The organism is Paenibacillus sp. 11B, from assembly GCF_030487755.1.
Lineage (GTDB): Bacteria > Bacillota > Bacilli > Paenibacillales > Paenibacillaceae > Paenibacillus > Paenibacillus vandeheii.
On the sequence record NZ_JAUKNS010000002.1, the window covers coordinates 904567 to 920144 of the forward strand.

Genomic DNA, 15578 nt, shown 5'->3' on the forward strand with positions numbered 1-15578 from the left:
GTATTATCTGGGCTCCACAATCAGCTTAATGGCCGTTCGGTCCTCGCCGTCGATCACAATGTCTGTAAAAGCTGGAATACAAATCAAGTCAACTCCGCTTGGTGCTACAAATCCCCGGGCTATCGCTACCGCTTTAATGGCTTGGTTCAGTGCTCCCGCTCCAATTGCCTGCAGTTCAGCATTTCCACGTTCACGAAGAACACCTGCAAGAGCGCCGGCTACGGAATTGGGATTGGACTTTGCTGAAACTTTTAATACTTCCATGGTAAGTACCTCCCTGGGAATGTTGAATGTTTGTTTCCACTTACTAGATGTTATTCGCGGGAGGCAAAAAAATTCCTTCTTTTTAGGCGGGTTTCCCTGCAAAATGAGACAATACCCCTATTCCATGCGCCACTCGTCTTCCATCAGACGAATTTTCTCAATGCGCGTTGCAGCACCTGTGGCTTCATCAATCTCCACAAAAACACCGTGGAAATGCCACTTGCCATCGTCTACGACAAAGCGTACCGGAAGCTGGGTATAGAACTTGCGAAGCACCGCTTCACGCTCCATACCCAATATGCCGTCACGCGGGCCAACCATGCCCGCATCGGTTAAATAAGCTGTTCCTCCTGGCAAAATACGATCATCATTGCTCTGCACATGTGTATGTGTACCTACGACCAGCGATGCACGTCCATCCAGATGCCAGCCCATGGCAATCTTCTCTGACGTTGCTTCAGCATGCATATCGACGAGAATGCATTTATGATCTTGACGCAGTTCATCCACAATTTCATCGGCAACGCGAAATGGACAATCCAGAGCAGGCAGAAACGTACGCCCTTGCAGATTGACAATCGCCAGCTCCTTGCCTTCGCCTTTGACTACCGTGTAACCGCGCCCCGGTGTTCCTGGAGGAAAGTTCGCAGGACGAATCATGCGAGGTTCATCATCTATAAAATCAAAAATGTCCTTATTGTCCCAGGTATGGTTACCAAGGGTGATGCCATGCACACCCCAGTTGAAAAATTCATTCGCAATTGCACCGGTAATGCCCCGGCCTGCCGCTGCATTTTCCCCATTTACAATGACTACATGTGGCTTATACTTCGTTTTGAGGTAGGGTAGGTTTTCCTTTAATGCCTTACGCCCCACATTCCCTACAATGTCACCAATAAACAAAACTTTCATTTTACTGCCTCCTTAATCCCTACCAAGCGCAGCCTTCTTCAAAGCATCCAAAACTTCGCAGGACCTCTATCTCTTGCTCATCATTTTATTATGAAAATGCCTTTAACAGGCTATCAACAGGAAAAGTGGCCCACTACTGCGGCCACTTTTCCGTAATGCTCTATTTTGCGTATTCAACCGCACGGGTTTCCCGGATGACGGTGACCTTGATGTGACCCGGATAATCGAGTTCGTTCTCAATCATCTTCGTAATGTCACGCGCGAGGCGGAATGCTTCGGCATCGTCGATTTTCTCAGGCTGTACCATAACGCGAACTTCGCGTCCGGCCTGAATAGCGTACGATTTCTCGACACCTTCGAACGACTCCGAAATCTCTTCCAGCTTCTCCAGTCGCTTGATATACGTTTCCAGCGTTTCGCGGCGTGCGCCTGGTCTTGCTGCGGAGAGCGCATCTGCTGCGCCAACCAACATCGCAATAACCGAAGTCGCTTCGCAATCCCCGTGATGGGACGCGATACTGTTGATTACAACCGGATGTTCTTTGTATTTCTTCGCTAGTTCCACGCCGATTTCGACGTGTGATCCTTCCACTTCGTGATCCAGCGCTTTACCGATGTCATGCAATAGACCTGCACGTCTTGCCAGGGTTACGTCTTCTCCGAGTTCGCCAGCCATCAGTCCAGCCAGATAAGCGACTTCCATCGAATGTTTCAAGACGTTTTGACCATAGCTTGTACGGAACTTCAACCGGCCCAAAATTTTAATCAAGTCCGGATGCAGACCATGCACGCCCACTTCAAAGGTAGCTTGCTCACCGTATTCACGGATACGCTCATCCACTTCTTTGCGGGATTTCTCCACCATCTCTTCAATCCGTGCCGGGTGAATACGTCCATCAGCCACCAATTTTTCGAGGGCAGTACGGGCGATTTCACGGCGAATCGGGTCAAAGCCCGACAGAATAACTGCTTCTGGCGTATCATCGATAATGAGGTCAATCCCGGTAAGGGTTTCAAGCGCACGGATGTTACGTCCTTCACGACCGATAATCCGGCCTTTCATTTCTTCATTTGGCAAGGTAACAACGGATACCGTTGTCTCTGCCACGTGGTCAGCCGCACAACGTTGGATGGCGAGTGTAATAATCTCGCGGGACTTTTTGTCCGCTTCTTCCTTCGCTTGCTGTTCAATGTCCTTAATCATTTGAGCCGTCTCATGACGAACTTCCTGTTCTACGTTGGACAGTATGATACTGCGTGCGTCTTCCATGGTGAGGTTGGATATGCGCTCCAGCTCCGTCACCTGGTTTTTGTAGATCATCTCGATCTGCTGCTGTGTCTCATCAATTCGTTTCTCTTTGTTAGCCACTTGCTCTTCTTTGCGTTCGAGCGATTCCAATTTTTTATCCAGCGACTCTTCTTTTTGCAACAATCGTCTTTCTTGTCGTTGAATTTCGTTCCGACGTTCACGAGTGTCTTTTTCAGCTTCAGCGCGAATGCGATGAATTTCGTCCTTCGCTTCCAGCACCGTTTCTTTCTTCAGTGCTTCTGCCTCTTTCTTCGCGTTCTCCACGATTTGTACGGCAGCTTCTTCCGCACTGGAGATCTTAGCTTCTGCAAGAGATTTGCGAATAAAATATCCTACTCCGAACCCAATGAATAGCGCGGCAACAACGAGAACGATCATGATTGCAGTTGGCATACTGTTCACCTCCTCGTTGGTTCCTCCAAGGCATTCCTTGGGTCAATTTGCAGTTTTCAAACCTTACATATTTTTGGGAATAACGAATACTTACGGCGATCCCCCGCCGATTTTCATTTCAAGTGTACATGTCTCCACGCACTATTCACCGTTTCCGGCAAACCCATAATCATGAATGGTATAAATCTTCAAAAACAGAAACCGCTTTTTTGGAAGGAAAAAGGGTTGTCCATTTCTTACAGACTCATGTCCATTTTAGTATTTGACGAAAGAAATTGTCAAGAGAATGCAGTATAGTGAGTCCAGTCTGCTAATCCCATAACAATGCTTCGTCATCTTCGGGGTCCCCCGCCTCATCTTCTTCAATTAAACAATTCACGACCCGACGCACCATATCCATGGAAAAACCTCGTCGCATCAAGAAGGGAAGCGTTTTACGTTTCTTCTCCTTGATGTCTCCTTTGACCTGATTCCATTTTTTGCGTCCGGCGGTTAGAGCAGTCTCAAATTCCGAATCCGTACTTATACCTTCCAGCGCTTCAGCAATCAGCTCACTGGCAATGCCCTTCTGACGCAGCTCTTGCCTTATCCACAGTTTCCCCTTCCGCTGGCCCTCCATACGCTGACGAGTCCATTCCTTCGCAAACAGTTCATCATCGACCAAATTCTCCCTCTCAAGCCGATCCAGGGCCTCTTCAATCAACGGTGCAGCAAATTCTTTTTGACGAAGTTTCTGACTTAATTTGTGGCGTGTGCGGGGTTTATGTTCCAGATATCGTAAAGACTGCACATACGTCCGCTGTCGCTCATCCGCTACAATGATATCTTCCAAGTCCTTCTTCAAAAATGTATTTCCTCGGGTCATCCGATATTTAATCATTACATCTTCAAGCACCGTGATTGAATATAAACCAAAGGTAATCCGGTAACGAGCTTCCCTGCTCTTCGTTCGTTCGACCCGTGTAATGGTAAGTTCTTCGTTATCCGGGAATTGCGATATTCCTTCAAGTTCTGCTTCTTCATATAATTCCTCATCATGTTGGTCCATTCAGTTCGCCCCTTCCACATCATTTTGTGTCTGAACTGCATGGCCTAATTGAAAGCACACAGCAAAACAAAAGACTTCTTCACATACGCCTAGCATGTCTCCAATGGAAACGCAGCTTCACTAAACGCTTTGCTATCTCACGGAAGACATCTAACGCTAATACAAAAGGCCGGAAACAATGTCCGGCCTCACACTAAAAGTAAGCGTGCCAACAGCCCCTGTCCATTCGGACAGAGGCTGTTGGACAGCGAGAGTACACACCACAACACCTTAGCAGCTAGATTAAGCCAAGCTCAATCAGGCTAGCTTTGGGAGTCCAGAGGGCTTACTCGTTAATTTCAAATAATTCTTGTTCTTCTGCCGCTTCTTTTTGTTGATCTTCACTAGTAGGCACAGGAACTGCAGTAGTCAAGTTGCTGGCTACACGGATTTTTTGCTCAATGACTTGAGCAATATCTGCATGCTCTTTCATGAACTGCTTCGCGTTCTCACGTCCTTGACCCAAACGTTCGCCCTCGTAAGAGTACCACGCACCACTTTTGTTAACGATGTCCAGCTCTGTACCAATGTCGATGATACTGCCTTCTCTCGAAATACCTTCACCGTACATAATGTCCACTTCCGCTTGTTTAAACGGCGGTGCCACTTTATTTTTTACAACTTTGATACGGGTACGGTTACCGATGATGTCATTGCCTGATTTAATACTCTCAATACGACGTACATCCAGACGTACTGTAGAGTAGAATTTCAGGGCACGACCACCAGGTGTTGTCTCCGGGTTACCAAACATAACACCGACTTTTTCACGAAGCTGGTTGATAAAGATTGCGATGGTTTTGGATTTGCTAATTGCACCAGACAGTTTACGCAACGCCTGAGACATCAGACGTGCTTGCAAACCGACATGGGAATCACCCATTTCGCCTTCAATTTCTGCTTTTGGTACCAAGGCAGCAACCGAGTCAATAACGACAATATCCACAGCACCACTACGTACAAGCGCTTCTGCAATTTCAAGCCCTTGCTCACCCGTATCTGGCTGGGACAGAAGCAACTCATCAATATTAACACCCAGTTTGCTTGCATATTGCGGGTCAAGAGCATGCTCTGCATCGATAAATGCAGCTTGTCCACCCGCTCTTTGTACTTCAGCAATCGCATGCAATGCAACAGTTGTTTTACCAGATGATTCAGGTCCATATATTTCAACAATACGGCCTTTAGGCAAGCCGCCTGTTCCTAATGCAATATCCAAAGCCAAGGAACCGCTGGGTATAATTTCCACATTCATGTGAGTCGACTCACCCAGTTTCATGATGGATCCTTTACCAAATTGCTTCTCTATTTGACGGAGCGCCATATCAAGCGCGGCACGACGGTCTGACAATAAGCTCACACCCTTTACTGTTTATAAGATAATGATACCTTGTTTTAACACGTTTGCCAAGCTTTTTTTCGAACATACATTCGTTTTTTTTGTGAAGGCCGAGGCGCCTCTTCCTCAAGGAAACTTTCCATTAAACAGAAAAAAGAACCGTAAACAAGGCTGTAAAGCCTGATTCTACGGTTCTTCCGTCTTCCTTTATTATACTTGCTTGGCTTAGCAAATGCAATCCGAGCTGTGAACTAGTCCATCTCCACAAGCTTACGCCACAAACGGTAAAGAATCGCTTTCGCTGAACGGATTCGAACCGTCTCGCGATTGCCATTAATACGCAGTTCATGAATTTCTGTCTCTTTACCACGCTCCGCCAGAGCGATAAATACAAGTCCTGGCGGTTTGCGCTCGGAATAACCAGGTCCCGCAACCCCTGTAACTGACAAACCGAAATCTGCATCCCCAATCATGCGAATCTGCTCTGCCAGCACTTTGGCCACCTCCGGGCTCACTGCGCCCGGTGCATCTTCACCTTCCAGATAGTCATGCGGCACATGGAGCAGCTTTTCCTTAATTTCATTGGAGTAACATACAATTCCGCCTTTAAGCATCGATGCACTGCCAGGAACTGATGTCAGGCTCTGCATGACGAGCCCTCCTGTGCAGCTCTCAGCCGCGCTAAGGGTCAGACCCATATCAGACATCATGGTCACAATTGTGTACTCTATAGGCACGTCCTCGTTCGCGTAGAGATGCTCTGGCAATCGTTCCCGGATCTGCACTTCCATTGCATCCAGCTTCAGCTTCGCCTCACTCTCACTTGGAGCCTTTGTGGATACACGTACCGTAACTTCTCCCTCACTTGCATACGGCGCAATGGTAGGATCTGTCTGTGTATCAATCAGATCAAGGAGCCGGTCTTCCAATGCCGATTCACCGATTCCTGCAAACTTCAGCATTTTTGAATAAATGGGCATTTCTTCAGTCAGTACATGCTGGAACAACCAAGGCTTAACCTCCTGTTCAAACATGGGAATCAGCTCTTTCGGTGGTCCAGGCATCACAACATAATGTTTACCATTATCAGAGATCGCATTTCCTGCGGCAAGGCCTGTTTCATTCGCCAGCGGTGTCCCGCCTTCTATAACGATTGCCTGCCGACGATTGTTTTCCGTCATATCTACATTTCGATCTCGGAAGAAACCCTCAATTTTGTCCATAGCCATTCGGTCTATATGCAGTTTGCGGTTCAAGACCGCCGCGATCGCATCCTTAGTCAGGTCATCCTGTGTAGGACCGATGCCTCCTGAAAATAAAATGACATCTGCACGACCCTGAGCGATGCGTATCGCGTCACTAAGTCGATTTAAATTATCACCAACCACCGTTTGGAAATATACATCAATCCCGATCGCAGCCAATTCACGGGATAGATATCTGGCATTGGTATTCACAATTTGTCCAAGCAACAATTCTGTGCCAACTGCAATGATTTCTGCCTTCATTCAGCATCCTCCTGTACACGTGGTGAGTGATCAAAGGGCAATAGGATAATTTCCTATTGCCCTTCGTACAAATGATTTCTTCATGCTTCCCCATTTAACCGCAAACCGTTACACCTTTGATAAATGAAGCAAATTTTTGTTTTTGATAAAGTAATCAATACCAGACCAAATCGTAATAATTGCTGCTGCCCAAACGGCGATAATGTCCATGTGAATACCCGTGAATGAGAACGGGAAATTATTCAACAGCAACAGCACAATCGCGACAATTTGCACGACAGTCTTCAGTTTGCCCCAGGCACTTGCCGCAACAACCGAACCATCCAGTAATGCAATCTGACGCAGGCCGGTAACCGCAAACTCACGACTAATAATGACCACGGCAATCCAGGAATCCAACTTACCCATTTCTACAAGAGAAATCAGCACCGCAGTAACCAACAATTTGTCAGCCAGCGGATCAAGCAATTTTCCCAGGTTGGTGACCATATTATTTTTCCGCGCCAGATAGCCGTCAATTCCATCCGTGCTTGCCGCAATGATAAAAATAACAGCAGCAATTAATTGATTATACGGAAGCGATAAGCTCCCCAATTGCAACGGCTCTGGATAGAACGGAAAATCTACGAGCAGGAACACCATCAAAAAAGGGATTAAGCAAATTCGTGCAAGCGTAATCCGGTTGGGTAAATTCACAAGACGCCCTCCCTCTTATCCTCCATTACTCCAAACATTCATCTTAATCCCGTGTTCATCATCCGGAACATGAAATTTACAGTTTCACTGTCAAATCAGCACTAAAGTGCTCTCACTATGTAAAAACGCAAAAATAAAGTCAACCGTTCAAACGCAAAACCGTTTTAAACGTTCCGGTGACTTTCAGAAGATGTACTGCTTTTCACAAAGTCAGCAAACGATGATGACTGGGCTTTGATGCTTATCTGCCAGCAATGCACACTTAGTATAATATACGCCAATTGCAGTGTCAAAAAACATGCAAGCTACAATGAGGAAATATTACTTAAAGTTTGTATATTGCAGATCCAGAGGTAGATTGGCGCCGTTCAACAACTGCATCACAGCTTGCAAATCATTCTTACTTTTACCTGTTACCCGGAGTTGATCTCCCTGAATCTGACTCTTCACTTTCATCTTGGAGTCACGAATCAAAATATTGATTTTTTTAGCGATATCCTGATCAATTCCCTGCTTGAAATTCAAACGCTGGCGGACTGTGCCTGAAGAAGCCGGCTCTACTTTTGCATAATCAATGTTTTTTAAAGGTAAACCCCGCTTAGCCATCTTGGATTGAAGCACATCGATAACAGCCTTGAGTTTGGTCTCATCATCAGATACGATCGTTAACGCATCCTTATCCAGTTTCAGACTGCTCTTGCTGCCCTTGAAGTCATAACGCGTGCCAATTTCCTTTTCCGTTTGTGTAACGGCATTTGTCAATTCCTGCAAGTCCATTTTGGACACGATATCAAATGAATTTTCTGAACTCAAACCAGTCACCCTTTCAGTAATCATATGTTCTGTAACATTATAGAGGATACGCCAAGCAAAAGTCTAATTTTATGAGGGTTTTCAAATTAAAAAAAAGCATTTTTGGCCGCCACTTGAGATGGTTGCCAAAAATGCTTTCCGTGCGGCTGCCATTCTAATAACGGCTGCGATTAGGCTGTCTGAACATGTCGAGCACACCCAGAAGCACATGTGCAAGTCCAAAACCCAAAATTCCGTAACCCCAGGCAGTTGGAGTCAAGTAATAACCCAGGAGGCTGACAATGATCCCCAAACCTGTTACGATCCAGCTGACTGTCACAGCCATCCACCTCACTTCACCAAAAGTTGACTGCAAGTTAAGACAAGGTTAGTGTCTCCCGCAGAAACTTTGGTTATTCGCCGCCAGTGCCAGAGCTTCCTTCGGTAGTGCTTCCTGTTCCGTTCGTCGTAGTGCCTTCAGTTGTACCAGTGGAAGACGTATCCTCACCAAGTCTTAACCGAATGCGGTTCGTCGCTTTTCCGTCTGTCACAACCTGCCCTGCAACCTCAATTGTAGTTGCGGCAGCGTAACCCGACTTGATGTACATTCCTGCACTATCCAATTCGAAGGTGTAGCTGTCTCCCTCAGCGGTGTTGCCGTACTCCAACTTTTCTCCGCTAGAGTTCTCGCCCTTGTATACTTCCAGCCAACTATGCCCCGTTGCTTTAATCGTAACCGTCACAGGCTGTCCTGCGCTGCCGTTCACTTTAAAGTTGGTAATATTGCCTGATTTCCCGTCTTCAGCAACAGTTACAGCAGTTGATGGCGCATCCGTTGGGTTCCCCTGATTTTCATCAGGCGTTTGCCCATCTGTTTGTCCATCTGTCTGACCATCCGTTTGTTCATTGGCCTGTCCCTCTGCCGTTCCACCACCGTTACCACCGGCCTGGCCTTCGCTACCTGATTCAGCCGGAGGATTAGAAGCCTGACCATTATCTGTAGGCTCATCCGGTTTATCTTGAGGCTGCTGCTGGCTGTCTGTGATCTTCGTTTGATCCAGCCCTTGTGTATCGGAATCATCCTTGTTCATCACGACGTACACGTACAACAGCACAAGAATCAACACCGGGAAAGTCCACATCAGTGCGACAGACATCCAGCGGTTACTGCGCTCTACCGGACGACTTGAACGCTTCTGAATAACCGGCTCCATTGTTGCTTCCGTTTCTTCTGCAGGTACATCTTTCTTATGTCCCTCCAGCAGCTCATCAGGATTCAGCCCCACGGTTTCCGCATAGGTTTTGATAAATGCACGCACATAGAAGCTTCCAGGCAGCACTTTGTAGTCTCCTGCCTCTATTGCCTCCAAATACCTCTTGCGAATTTTAGTCATTTCCTGTACATCGTCAAGACTCATCCCTTTTTGCAGCCGGGCCTCTCTTAACTGCTGACCCAGTTCAGACATGCCATCTCCTCCTTATGTTTATCTCTATAGTTGTTGCTTATCTATTTCATGATCCCGTACGGAGCGTTACAGTTCGTCGGTGTAGCTGGCCGTAAACGTATCATAAATAATTTCTTCATTCGGACTGTTGCGGAGTTCAATAATAATGTCAAAATCGTTAAAATCATATTCGGACTCCTGAACAAAAATATCCGGGTGTTCAATGACCTTGGTGCTAGGCATCGTCATGATATCCTGTAACAAATTATAATGACGTTCGCTTGAACGAATGGTACTCACAATTCCGTCAATGATAAAAACATTGTTTGGGTTCAATTCGTCCTCGGATAGCTGACTTCTTATGGTCTGACGAAGAAGTGTGGAGGAAACAAACGTCCACCGTTTCATTGCACATACGCTGCCTGCAATAATGGATTCCGTTTTACCTACACGCGGCATTCCACGCAAACCAATAACTTGATTGCCTTCCCTCTTAAATACTTCACCCAAAAAGTCCACAAGTAACCCAAGTTCATCCCGAGTGAAACGAAATGTCTTGCGATCATCCGAATCACGATCAATATATCGACCATGACGTACAGCCAGAATATCCACCAGTTTCGGTTGACGCAAAGCAGACACAGTTATGCTGTTCACTTTGCCAAGCATTTCACCCAGCAGACGAATTTTCTCGTCATCGTCCGATTCAAGCAGCATGCCCCGGGTTTTGCCTTCAACACCGTTAATGGTCAATATATTTACTTCAAGCATCCCCAGCATTGAGGCAATATCCCCTAATAGGCCAGGTCTGTTCTTATGTATTTTATACTCCATATACCATTGTTTAGATTCCATTTAAACACCCCGTAAAGCATTATTCCACATTATTCGACAGTATCAGAACGTGTCCATTGGACAACAATCTGAGATATCTTCTAAAAATGGGTCACGTTAATGATATATAAAATGAAAATGAATTACAAGAACAGCTCTGTAATCCGTTTGTAATCATTAGAGAAAAGCCCCCTTGCGGGAGCTTTCCATCTGAAACTCTTATGCGTTTTGTTTGGCCAATTTGACCATCAGGCACGCAATCGTACGACGCTCATCTGCATCGCCGACATCCCATAATTCTTTCAATGCCCGGTTGGAATGGTTCGCTGGATCAACTTTCTCATCCAGGAAGTCACCAATTTCGTATGCAAGTTTGTTGATGGTTTCTTCATTCATCCCCATCTTTTCTGCTTGCTTCACGCGGTCACCCAAAAACTTCTTCCATGTGTCAAAACTTGAGAGCACTGTTTTTTCAGTTGACATGATAAATCCTCCTTTGCTGACGCATGAGATTTAAAATCAACAGTTGTAATATGTGCTTCCCGGCCATTTTATATACGAGCATTTTTGAATTCATCGAAGATCTGCTTCAAATCAACAATTTCCATCAGTACACTACCCCGAAGAGTAATCAACATTGAATTTGACTCAGTTATTACGTGAGCCAGCCCCCATTTGGACTTATAATCTGCCCGTTAATATAGCCTGACTCAGGAAGTGCAAGGAAGTAGACCAGTGATGAGATTTCATCTGGCTGGGCAAGTCTTCCTGCAGGAATTTCCTCTTCCAGCATCTTTAGTTCATCCTGATCCAGATGGTTTAACATGGATGTTTGAACGGCACCCGGAGCTACAGCATTCACCGTCACTCCAGAGGGAGCCAACTCTTTGGCAAGAGCTTTGGTGAATGCATTTACACCGCCTTTGGTCGTAGAATACAACACTTCACAAGAGGCACCTGACAGTCCCCAGATCGACGACACATTAATGATTCGGCCATATCTTTGAGAGATCATGTGAGGCATCATTTCCTGTGTACACAAGAACGTGCCTTTCAGGTTGATCGCCATGACTTCATCCCAGATCTCTTCCGTAACATCGGACAGCAATCCATAATGTGATATTCCTGCATTGTTCACCAAAATATCCGGCATCAGCCCATGTGATTCCAGCTTCTCACGCATACGTTCGATCTGTTCCCGGCTGCGAAGATCAGCAGACACCGTCATGACTTTACCACTGCCCTGTTCCATACATCTTCTCGCAGCTTCATTAGCTGCTTCATGCGATTTCATATAGTGAATTACGACATTCATGCCCACCTTGGCAAAGCGCTCCGCAATGGCTGCTCCAATGCCTCCGCTAGCGCCTGTTACAAGTACCGTCATTTCCCCGATTGGCTTCAATTGTCCTGTTCCCCTCTCCATATTAAGGACTCACGACAAGCGATATCGCCAGCTGATCCCAACGAATATGCTCTTTCAATCTGCGGTTTACCTCTTCCAGCGTGAGCGATTCATACAACGGGAGCATATTGAAAAAATCACCACCGCGGAATTGCTGCCGCGTGAATTCATTTGCAATGTTTTCCGGTGAATTAAGCATGCGCAAATATCCACCTATTTTCTTTTTGCGTGCGCGCTCAAAATCGGTTGCATCGAACCCTTTTTCCACAATAGCATCAACTTCTTCACGGATGCGGGCAAGCAGCTGATCCGGGTCTTTGGTGTCCCCGCCAATAGCAGAAAAAGCATATTGCGGTGAACTGTTATATTCATGTCCAAAGCTGTCCGAAATCAGGTCTTCATCATACAGTTTTTGAAATAGCGGGGTACTGGAACCAAAGAGCAAATCCATCATCAATTTGGTTGTCATATCCCGACGTAACAGCTCTTCTCCTGTAAGTCCCACATCGGTTTCCTTGAAACCAAACAAACATTTGGGCAGGGACACAGCCAATTTGGATTCACGTCTCGCTTCCCCCACCTGCTCAGGTTCCTGTTCAAATATCCGCTCAATTCGACCTTGAGGCTTATAATTTTTCTCCGCCTGGTTCGAACGAACCATATCCAGCACTTCCTGCGGGTCTACTCCACCCACGACAAACAGAAGCATGTTACTTGGATGATAAAAAGAGTTGTAGCACGTATACAACGTTTCTTTGGTTATGGTGCCAATGGATTCAACGGTTCCGGCGATATCAATGTGAACGGGATGTTTCTGATACATCGCCTCAATCAAGCCAAAATAAACGCGCCAATCCGGATTATCAGCATACATATTAATTTCCTGGGCGATAATCCCTTTTTCCTTTTCCACATTCTGATCGGTGAAGTAAGGATTTTGCACAAAATCAACTAATGTTTGTATATTTTCATTGACGTGTTCCGTCGCCGAAAACAAATAAACGGTCTGGTCGAAACTGGTAAAAGCATTGGCAGACGCTCCATGAGAAGCAAATGTGGCAAAAATATCACCCGTTGGTTCTTCAAACATTTTGTGTTCCAGAAAATGAGCAATCCCGTCCGGAACCTTCACTTCTTCCTGTCCTTCAACCTGAAAATGATTGTCGACCGAGCCGTATTTGGTTGCAAATGTGGCATATGTTTTCTGGAAACCCGGTTTAGGCAAAATATAAACATGCAGCCCGTTATCCATTACTTCGTAATAAAGCGTTTCCTGCAAACGATCGTAAGTTATGCTCTCCACCGACTATTCCTCCTTCTCATCACGCAAGAAATAAATCGTATCCAGACGGAATTTTTCTGCCGCCTCACGAACATTTTCTTTGCTGATCTGTTCTACCTGGGCCAGCAGTTCCTCGGCGGTTCTCTCTTTGCCGGACAACTGCCGATTGAAATCATAAGCGATCAGCTCAAATGCAGAGTCCTGCATTTCCCTAAGCAAATTCCGGATCATCGCCTTGGTCTGGGACATTTCCAAATCAGTAATATTCCCGTTCTTCATTTCATCCAGCTGCTGCTTGATAATTTTGACCGCTTTTTCGTAATTGGGAATTTCAATCCCGGATTGGATCGTTGCAATACCTTTATGTCCGTCATAACGGGAAGAGGCATAATACGCCAGACTTTCTTTTTCACGAACATTAACAAACAGCTTGGAATGAGGATATCCTCCGAGAATGCCGTTATACATCAAAGCTGCTGCATACTGCGGATCACCATAAGTGATTGACGTACGAAGTCCCATATTCAGCTTGCCTTGGTTAACATTAAGCCGTTCTACCACGGTTTGCACTTCTTTATCTCCACGAACCGCTTCCCGTGTGTGATAGTCTGAAGAGGTCACACGGTCTACATTGAAATATCGCTGGACCAGGCTTTCTACCTCTTCCAGCGTGGTGTCGCCCACCACATACAAGTCCATACTTGCCTGCTGCAACCATTCCTGATACGAAGCTGTCAATGTTTCTGGATCTATGCCCGGCAAATCTTTGCGTTCACCAAGCGGGTGCAAGCGGTAAGGTTCGTTTTTACACATCTCCTCAATACTGCGTTCAGCAGCATAACGCATTTTGTCATTGACGATAGACTCCAGCATTTTGCGAACAGTCTCCCGCTCAGCATGTACATAAGAGGTTCGGAAATGTCCATCCTCCTGTGCAGGGCGTGTAAGCACCTCTCCAAGGAAAGCAAAAGAACGGTCCAGCAACTGCTCGTCCCCGCCAACAAAGGAATCATTAATGGTGTCCATACGGAACTGTACGATCTGGTAATCTCCACGTTTATAAACATCAAAGCCAAAACCCGCTCCATACAAATGTTCCAACTGTTCACGAAATTGCGTTGTTTCCGGATAGGATTCGGTCCCGCGCCGAAGTACGAAAGGTGTTAAGGCTACTTTGGTAACCGTATCTTCTTGCAGAGGAACCCCTGCGTAAAGTGATATCGCATATGTCTTAAACCGCTTTGTAGGAAGAACATGTATGCGGAATTCTTTCCGATTTCCTCGTTCAAATCCTGATGTATTCAAATGTCAAAACCCCTTTACGGCGTCATTTGTCGTGCAATAAGTGAAGCTTAAACGTAACAACCATTTTAACCCATTCAAAAGGCAAGAAGCAACCGAAGTCACGCCTTCTGGTTGCTTCCAAGATCATCACATACAGAATATATGCTGCCCGATTGTTTTCACCTGAGGACGAGTCCAGATCCATTTGGATGTAGCTGTCTTCGGGTTAAAATAATAGAGGCATCCACCGGATGGATCCCAACCATTTATCGCCTGTTCAACTGCTTTTTTAGCTTGGGCATTCGGTTCCAGATAAATCTGGCCGTCTGCAACGGCGGTAAATGCACCTGGCTGGAAAATTACTCCTGACGGTGTGTTCGGGAAACTCGGCGATTTAACGCGATTCAGAATAACAGCCGCTACGGCCACTTGACCTTCGAATGGCTCTCCGCGAGATTCACCATATACGGCGTTAGCCATAATTTTGATTTCGTTCTCCGACAGCCCCATGGAATTGGCTGAGCCCATATTGTCCTGCTCTTTGTCTGCCGTATTGTTGTTGTTGCCACCATTTCCTGAACCTTGATCCTTATGCAACGGCGTTTCTGTTGGCGACCACTGTTTTGAAGCATTGTAAAGTTTCAGCTTGGTTTTGGCTCCAACCACACCATCTACCTTCATCCCGAATTCAGATTGAAACCATTTTACCGATTTCAGTGTGGTGCTGCCGAAATTACTGTCAATTTTACCATTGTAAAATCCCAAATACTTCAGTCGGCCTTGAAGCTCATATACATCTTGGCCATAACTTCCATATTTCACAGCATTGGTGCTAAAGGTGGGTAAGGACTTCTCTTCGACCTGCGGGGTACTTTGGTTTAGACTTTCGGTTGCTGTATTCCCAGGAAGCATATAACGAATTCCCAATGCGGACATCAGCAAAATAGCAGTGAAAAGCCATATGTTCATTTTTCGCATCGACTGAGCTCTACCTTTCTCTTGTGGGATTAACAGAATCGCTAAGGTTA

16 protein-coding genes are annotated in these 15578 nt (G+C 46.0%); all 16 read right to left on the reverse strand.

Features of this window, described 5'->3' with window-relative positions:
* Window positions 1–3: 3 nt before the first annotated feature.
* The 16 genes from Q0V21_RS12495 to sleB all read right to left on the reverse strand — a co-directional run bounded on the left by Q0V21_RS12495 (window position 4) and on the right by sleB (window position 15528).
* Window positions 4–264 carry a stage V sporulation protein S gene (locus Q0V21_RS12495; protein ID WP_019005392.1) on the reverse strand — a complete coding sequence of 87 codons (261 nt, stop codon included), beginning with the start codon at window positions 262–264 and terminating at the stop codon, window positions 4–6.
* Window positions 265–381: 117 nt separating this feature from the next.
* Entirely contained in the window at window positions 382–1176 is a 795-nt protein-coding gene (locus tag Q0V21_RS12500) for a TIGR00282 family metallophosphoesterase (RefSeq protein ID WP_024630289.1), read from the reverse strand.
* 160 nt (window positions 1177–1336) lie between these two features.
* On the reverse strand, window positions 1337–2878 hold the full coding sequence (gene rny / locus Q0V21_RS12505; protein WP_285079470.1) for a ribonuclease Y: 1542 nt from the start codon (window positions 2876–2878) through the stop codon (window positions 1337–1339).
* 310 nt (window positions 2879–3188) lie between these two features.
* The gene (locus Q0V21_RS12510; protein ID WP_301879209.1) at window positions 3189–3926 is read right to left on the reverse strand and encodes a regulatory protein RecX; all 738 of its coding nucleotides are present in this window, start codon (window positions 3924–3926) and stop codon (window positions 3189–3191) included.
* Between the two features lie 325 nt (window positions 3927–4251).
* Complete coding sequence (recA, locus tag Q0V21_RS12515; protein WP_079346896.1) at window positions 4252–5316, reverse strand: recombinase RecA; 1065 nt, start codon at window positions 5314–5316, stop codon at window positions 4252–4254.
* Window positions 5317–5555: 239 nt separating this feature from the next.
* Window positions 5556–6812, reverse strand: a complete 1257-nt coding sequence (locus Q0V21_RS12520) for a competence/damage-inducible protein A (RefSeq protein WP_079346898.1) — start codon at window positions 6810–6812, stop codon at window positions 5556–5558.
* A 108-nt stretch (window positions 6813–6920) separates the two neighbouring features.
* Window positions 6921–7508, reverse strand: a complete 588-nt coding sequence (gene pgsA, locus Q0V21_RS12525) for a CDP-diacylglycerol--glycerol-3-phosphate 3-phosphatidyltransferase (RefSeq protein WP_079346900.1) — start codon at window positions 7506–7508, stop codon at window positions 6921–6923.
* Window positions 7509–7829: 321 nt separating this feature from the next.
* Window positions 7830–8321 (reverse strand): YajQ family cyclic di-GMP-binding protein, encoded by a 492-nt coding sequence (locus Q0V21_RS12530; protein WP_017689115.1) that lies wholly within the window; start codon window positions 8319–8321, stop codon window positions 7830–7832.
* A 154-nt stretch (window positions 8322–8475) separates the two neighbouring features.
* Complete coding sequence (locus Q0V21_RS12535) at window positions 8476–8640, reverse strand: hypothetical protein (protein ID WP_167434746.1); 165 nt, start codon at window positions 8638–8640, stop codon at window positions 8476–8478.
* A 73-nt stretch (window positions 8641–8713) separates the two neighbouring features.
* Entirely contained in the window at window positions 8714–9766 is a 1053-nt protein-coding gene (locus tag Q0V21_RS12540; protein ID WP_079346902.1) for a helix-turn-helix domain-containing protein, read from the reverse strand.
* Between the two features lie 66 nt (window positions 9767–9832).
* Complete coding sequence (locus Q0V21_RS12545) at window positions 9833–10600, reverse strand: DUF3388 domain-containing protein (protein ID WP_301249663.1); 768 nt, start codon at window positions 10598–10600, stop codon at window positions 9833–9835.
* Window positions 10601–10798: 198 nt separating this feature from the next.
* Entirely contained in the window at window positions 10799–11062 is a 264-nt protein-coding gene (locus Q0V21_RS12550; RefSeq protein ID WP_024630281.1) for a DUF3243 domain-containing protein, read from the reverse strand.
* 172 nt (window positions 11063–11234) lie between these two features.
* Window positions 11235–12005 carry an elongation factor P 5-aminopentanone reductase gene (ymfI, locus tag Q0V21_RS12555; RefSeq protein WP_094936462.1) on the reverse strand — a complete coding sequence of 257 codons (771 nt, stop codon included), beginning with the start codon at window positions 12003–12005 and terminating at the stop codon, window positions 11235–11237.
* Window position 12006: 1 nt separating this feature from the next.
* Window positions 12007–13287: an EF-P 5-aminopentanol modification-associated protein YfmH gene (gene yfmH, locus Q0V21_RS12560; protein ID WP_301879216.1), complete on the reverse strand. Its 1281-nt coding sequence runs from the start codon at window positions 13285–13287 to the stop codon at window positions 12007–12009.
* Window positions 13288–13290: 3 nt separating this feature from the next.
* Window positions 13291–14571 (reverse strand): EF-P 5-aminopentanol modification-associated protein YfmF, encoded by a 1281-nt coding sequence (yfmF, locus tag Q0V21_RS12565; RefSeq protein WP_285079481.1) that lies wholly within the window; start codon window positions 14569–14571, stop codon window positions 13291–13293.
* Window positions 14572–14697: 126 nt separating this feature from the next.
* Window positions 14698–15528 (reverse strand): spore cortex-lytic enzyme, encoded by an 831-nt coding sequence (gene sleB / locus Q0V21_RS12570; protein ID WP_024630277.1) that lies wholly within the window; start codon window positions 15526–15528, stop codon window positions 14698–14700.
* Between the last annotated feature and the right edge of the window lie 50 nt (window positions 15529–15578).

What these genes read in the sequence shown, in the direction of transcription:
- Q0V21_RS12495 (WP_019005392.1), bottom strand. Translation starts at nt 264, where the DNA reads ATGGAAGTATTAAAAGTTTCAGCAAAGTCCAATCCCAATTCCGTAGCC.
- Q0V21_RS12500 (WP_024630289.1), bottom strand. Translation starts at nt 1,176, where the DNA reads ATGAAAGTTTTGTTTATTGGTGACATTGTAGGGAATGTGGGGCGTAAG.
- rny (WP_285079470.1), bottom strand. Translation starts at nt 2,878, where the DNA reads ATGCCAACTGCAATCATGATCGTTCTCGTTGTTGCCGCGCTATTCATT.
- Q0V21_RS12510 (WP_301879209.1), bottom strand. Translation starts at nt 3,926, where the DNA reads ATGGACCAACATGATGAGGAATTATATGAAGAAGCAGAACTTGAAGGA.
- Q0V21_RS12520 (WP_079346898.1), bottom strand. Translation starts at nt 6,812, where the DNA reads ATGAAGGCAGAAATCATTGCAGTTGGCACAGAATTGTTGCTTGGACAA.
- Q0V21_RS12540 (WP_079346902.1), bottom strand. Translation starts at nt 9,766, where the DNA reads ATGTCTGAACTGGGTCAGCAGTTAAGAGAGGCCCGGCTGCAAAAAGGG.
- Q0V21_RS12545 (WP_301249663.1), bottom strand. Translation starts at nt 10,600, where the DNA reads ATGGAATCTAAACAATGGTATATGGAGTATAAAATACATAAGAACAGA.
- Q0V21_RS12550 (WP_024630281.1), bottom strand. Translation starts at nt 11,062, where the DNA reads ATGTCAACTGAAAAAACAGTGCTCTCAAGTTTTGACACATGGAAGAAG.
- ymfI (WP_094936462.1), bottom strand. Translation starts at nt 12,005, where the DNA reads ATGGAGAGGGGAACAGGACAATTGAAGCCAATCGGGGAAATGACGGTA.
- sleB (WP_024630277.1), bottom strand. Translation starts at nt 15,528, where the DNA reads ATGCGAAAAATGAACATATGGCTTTTCACTGCTATTTTGCTGATGTCC.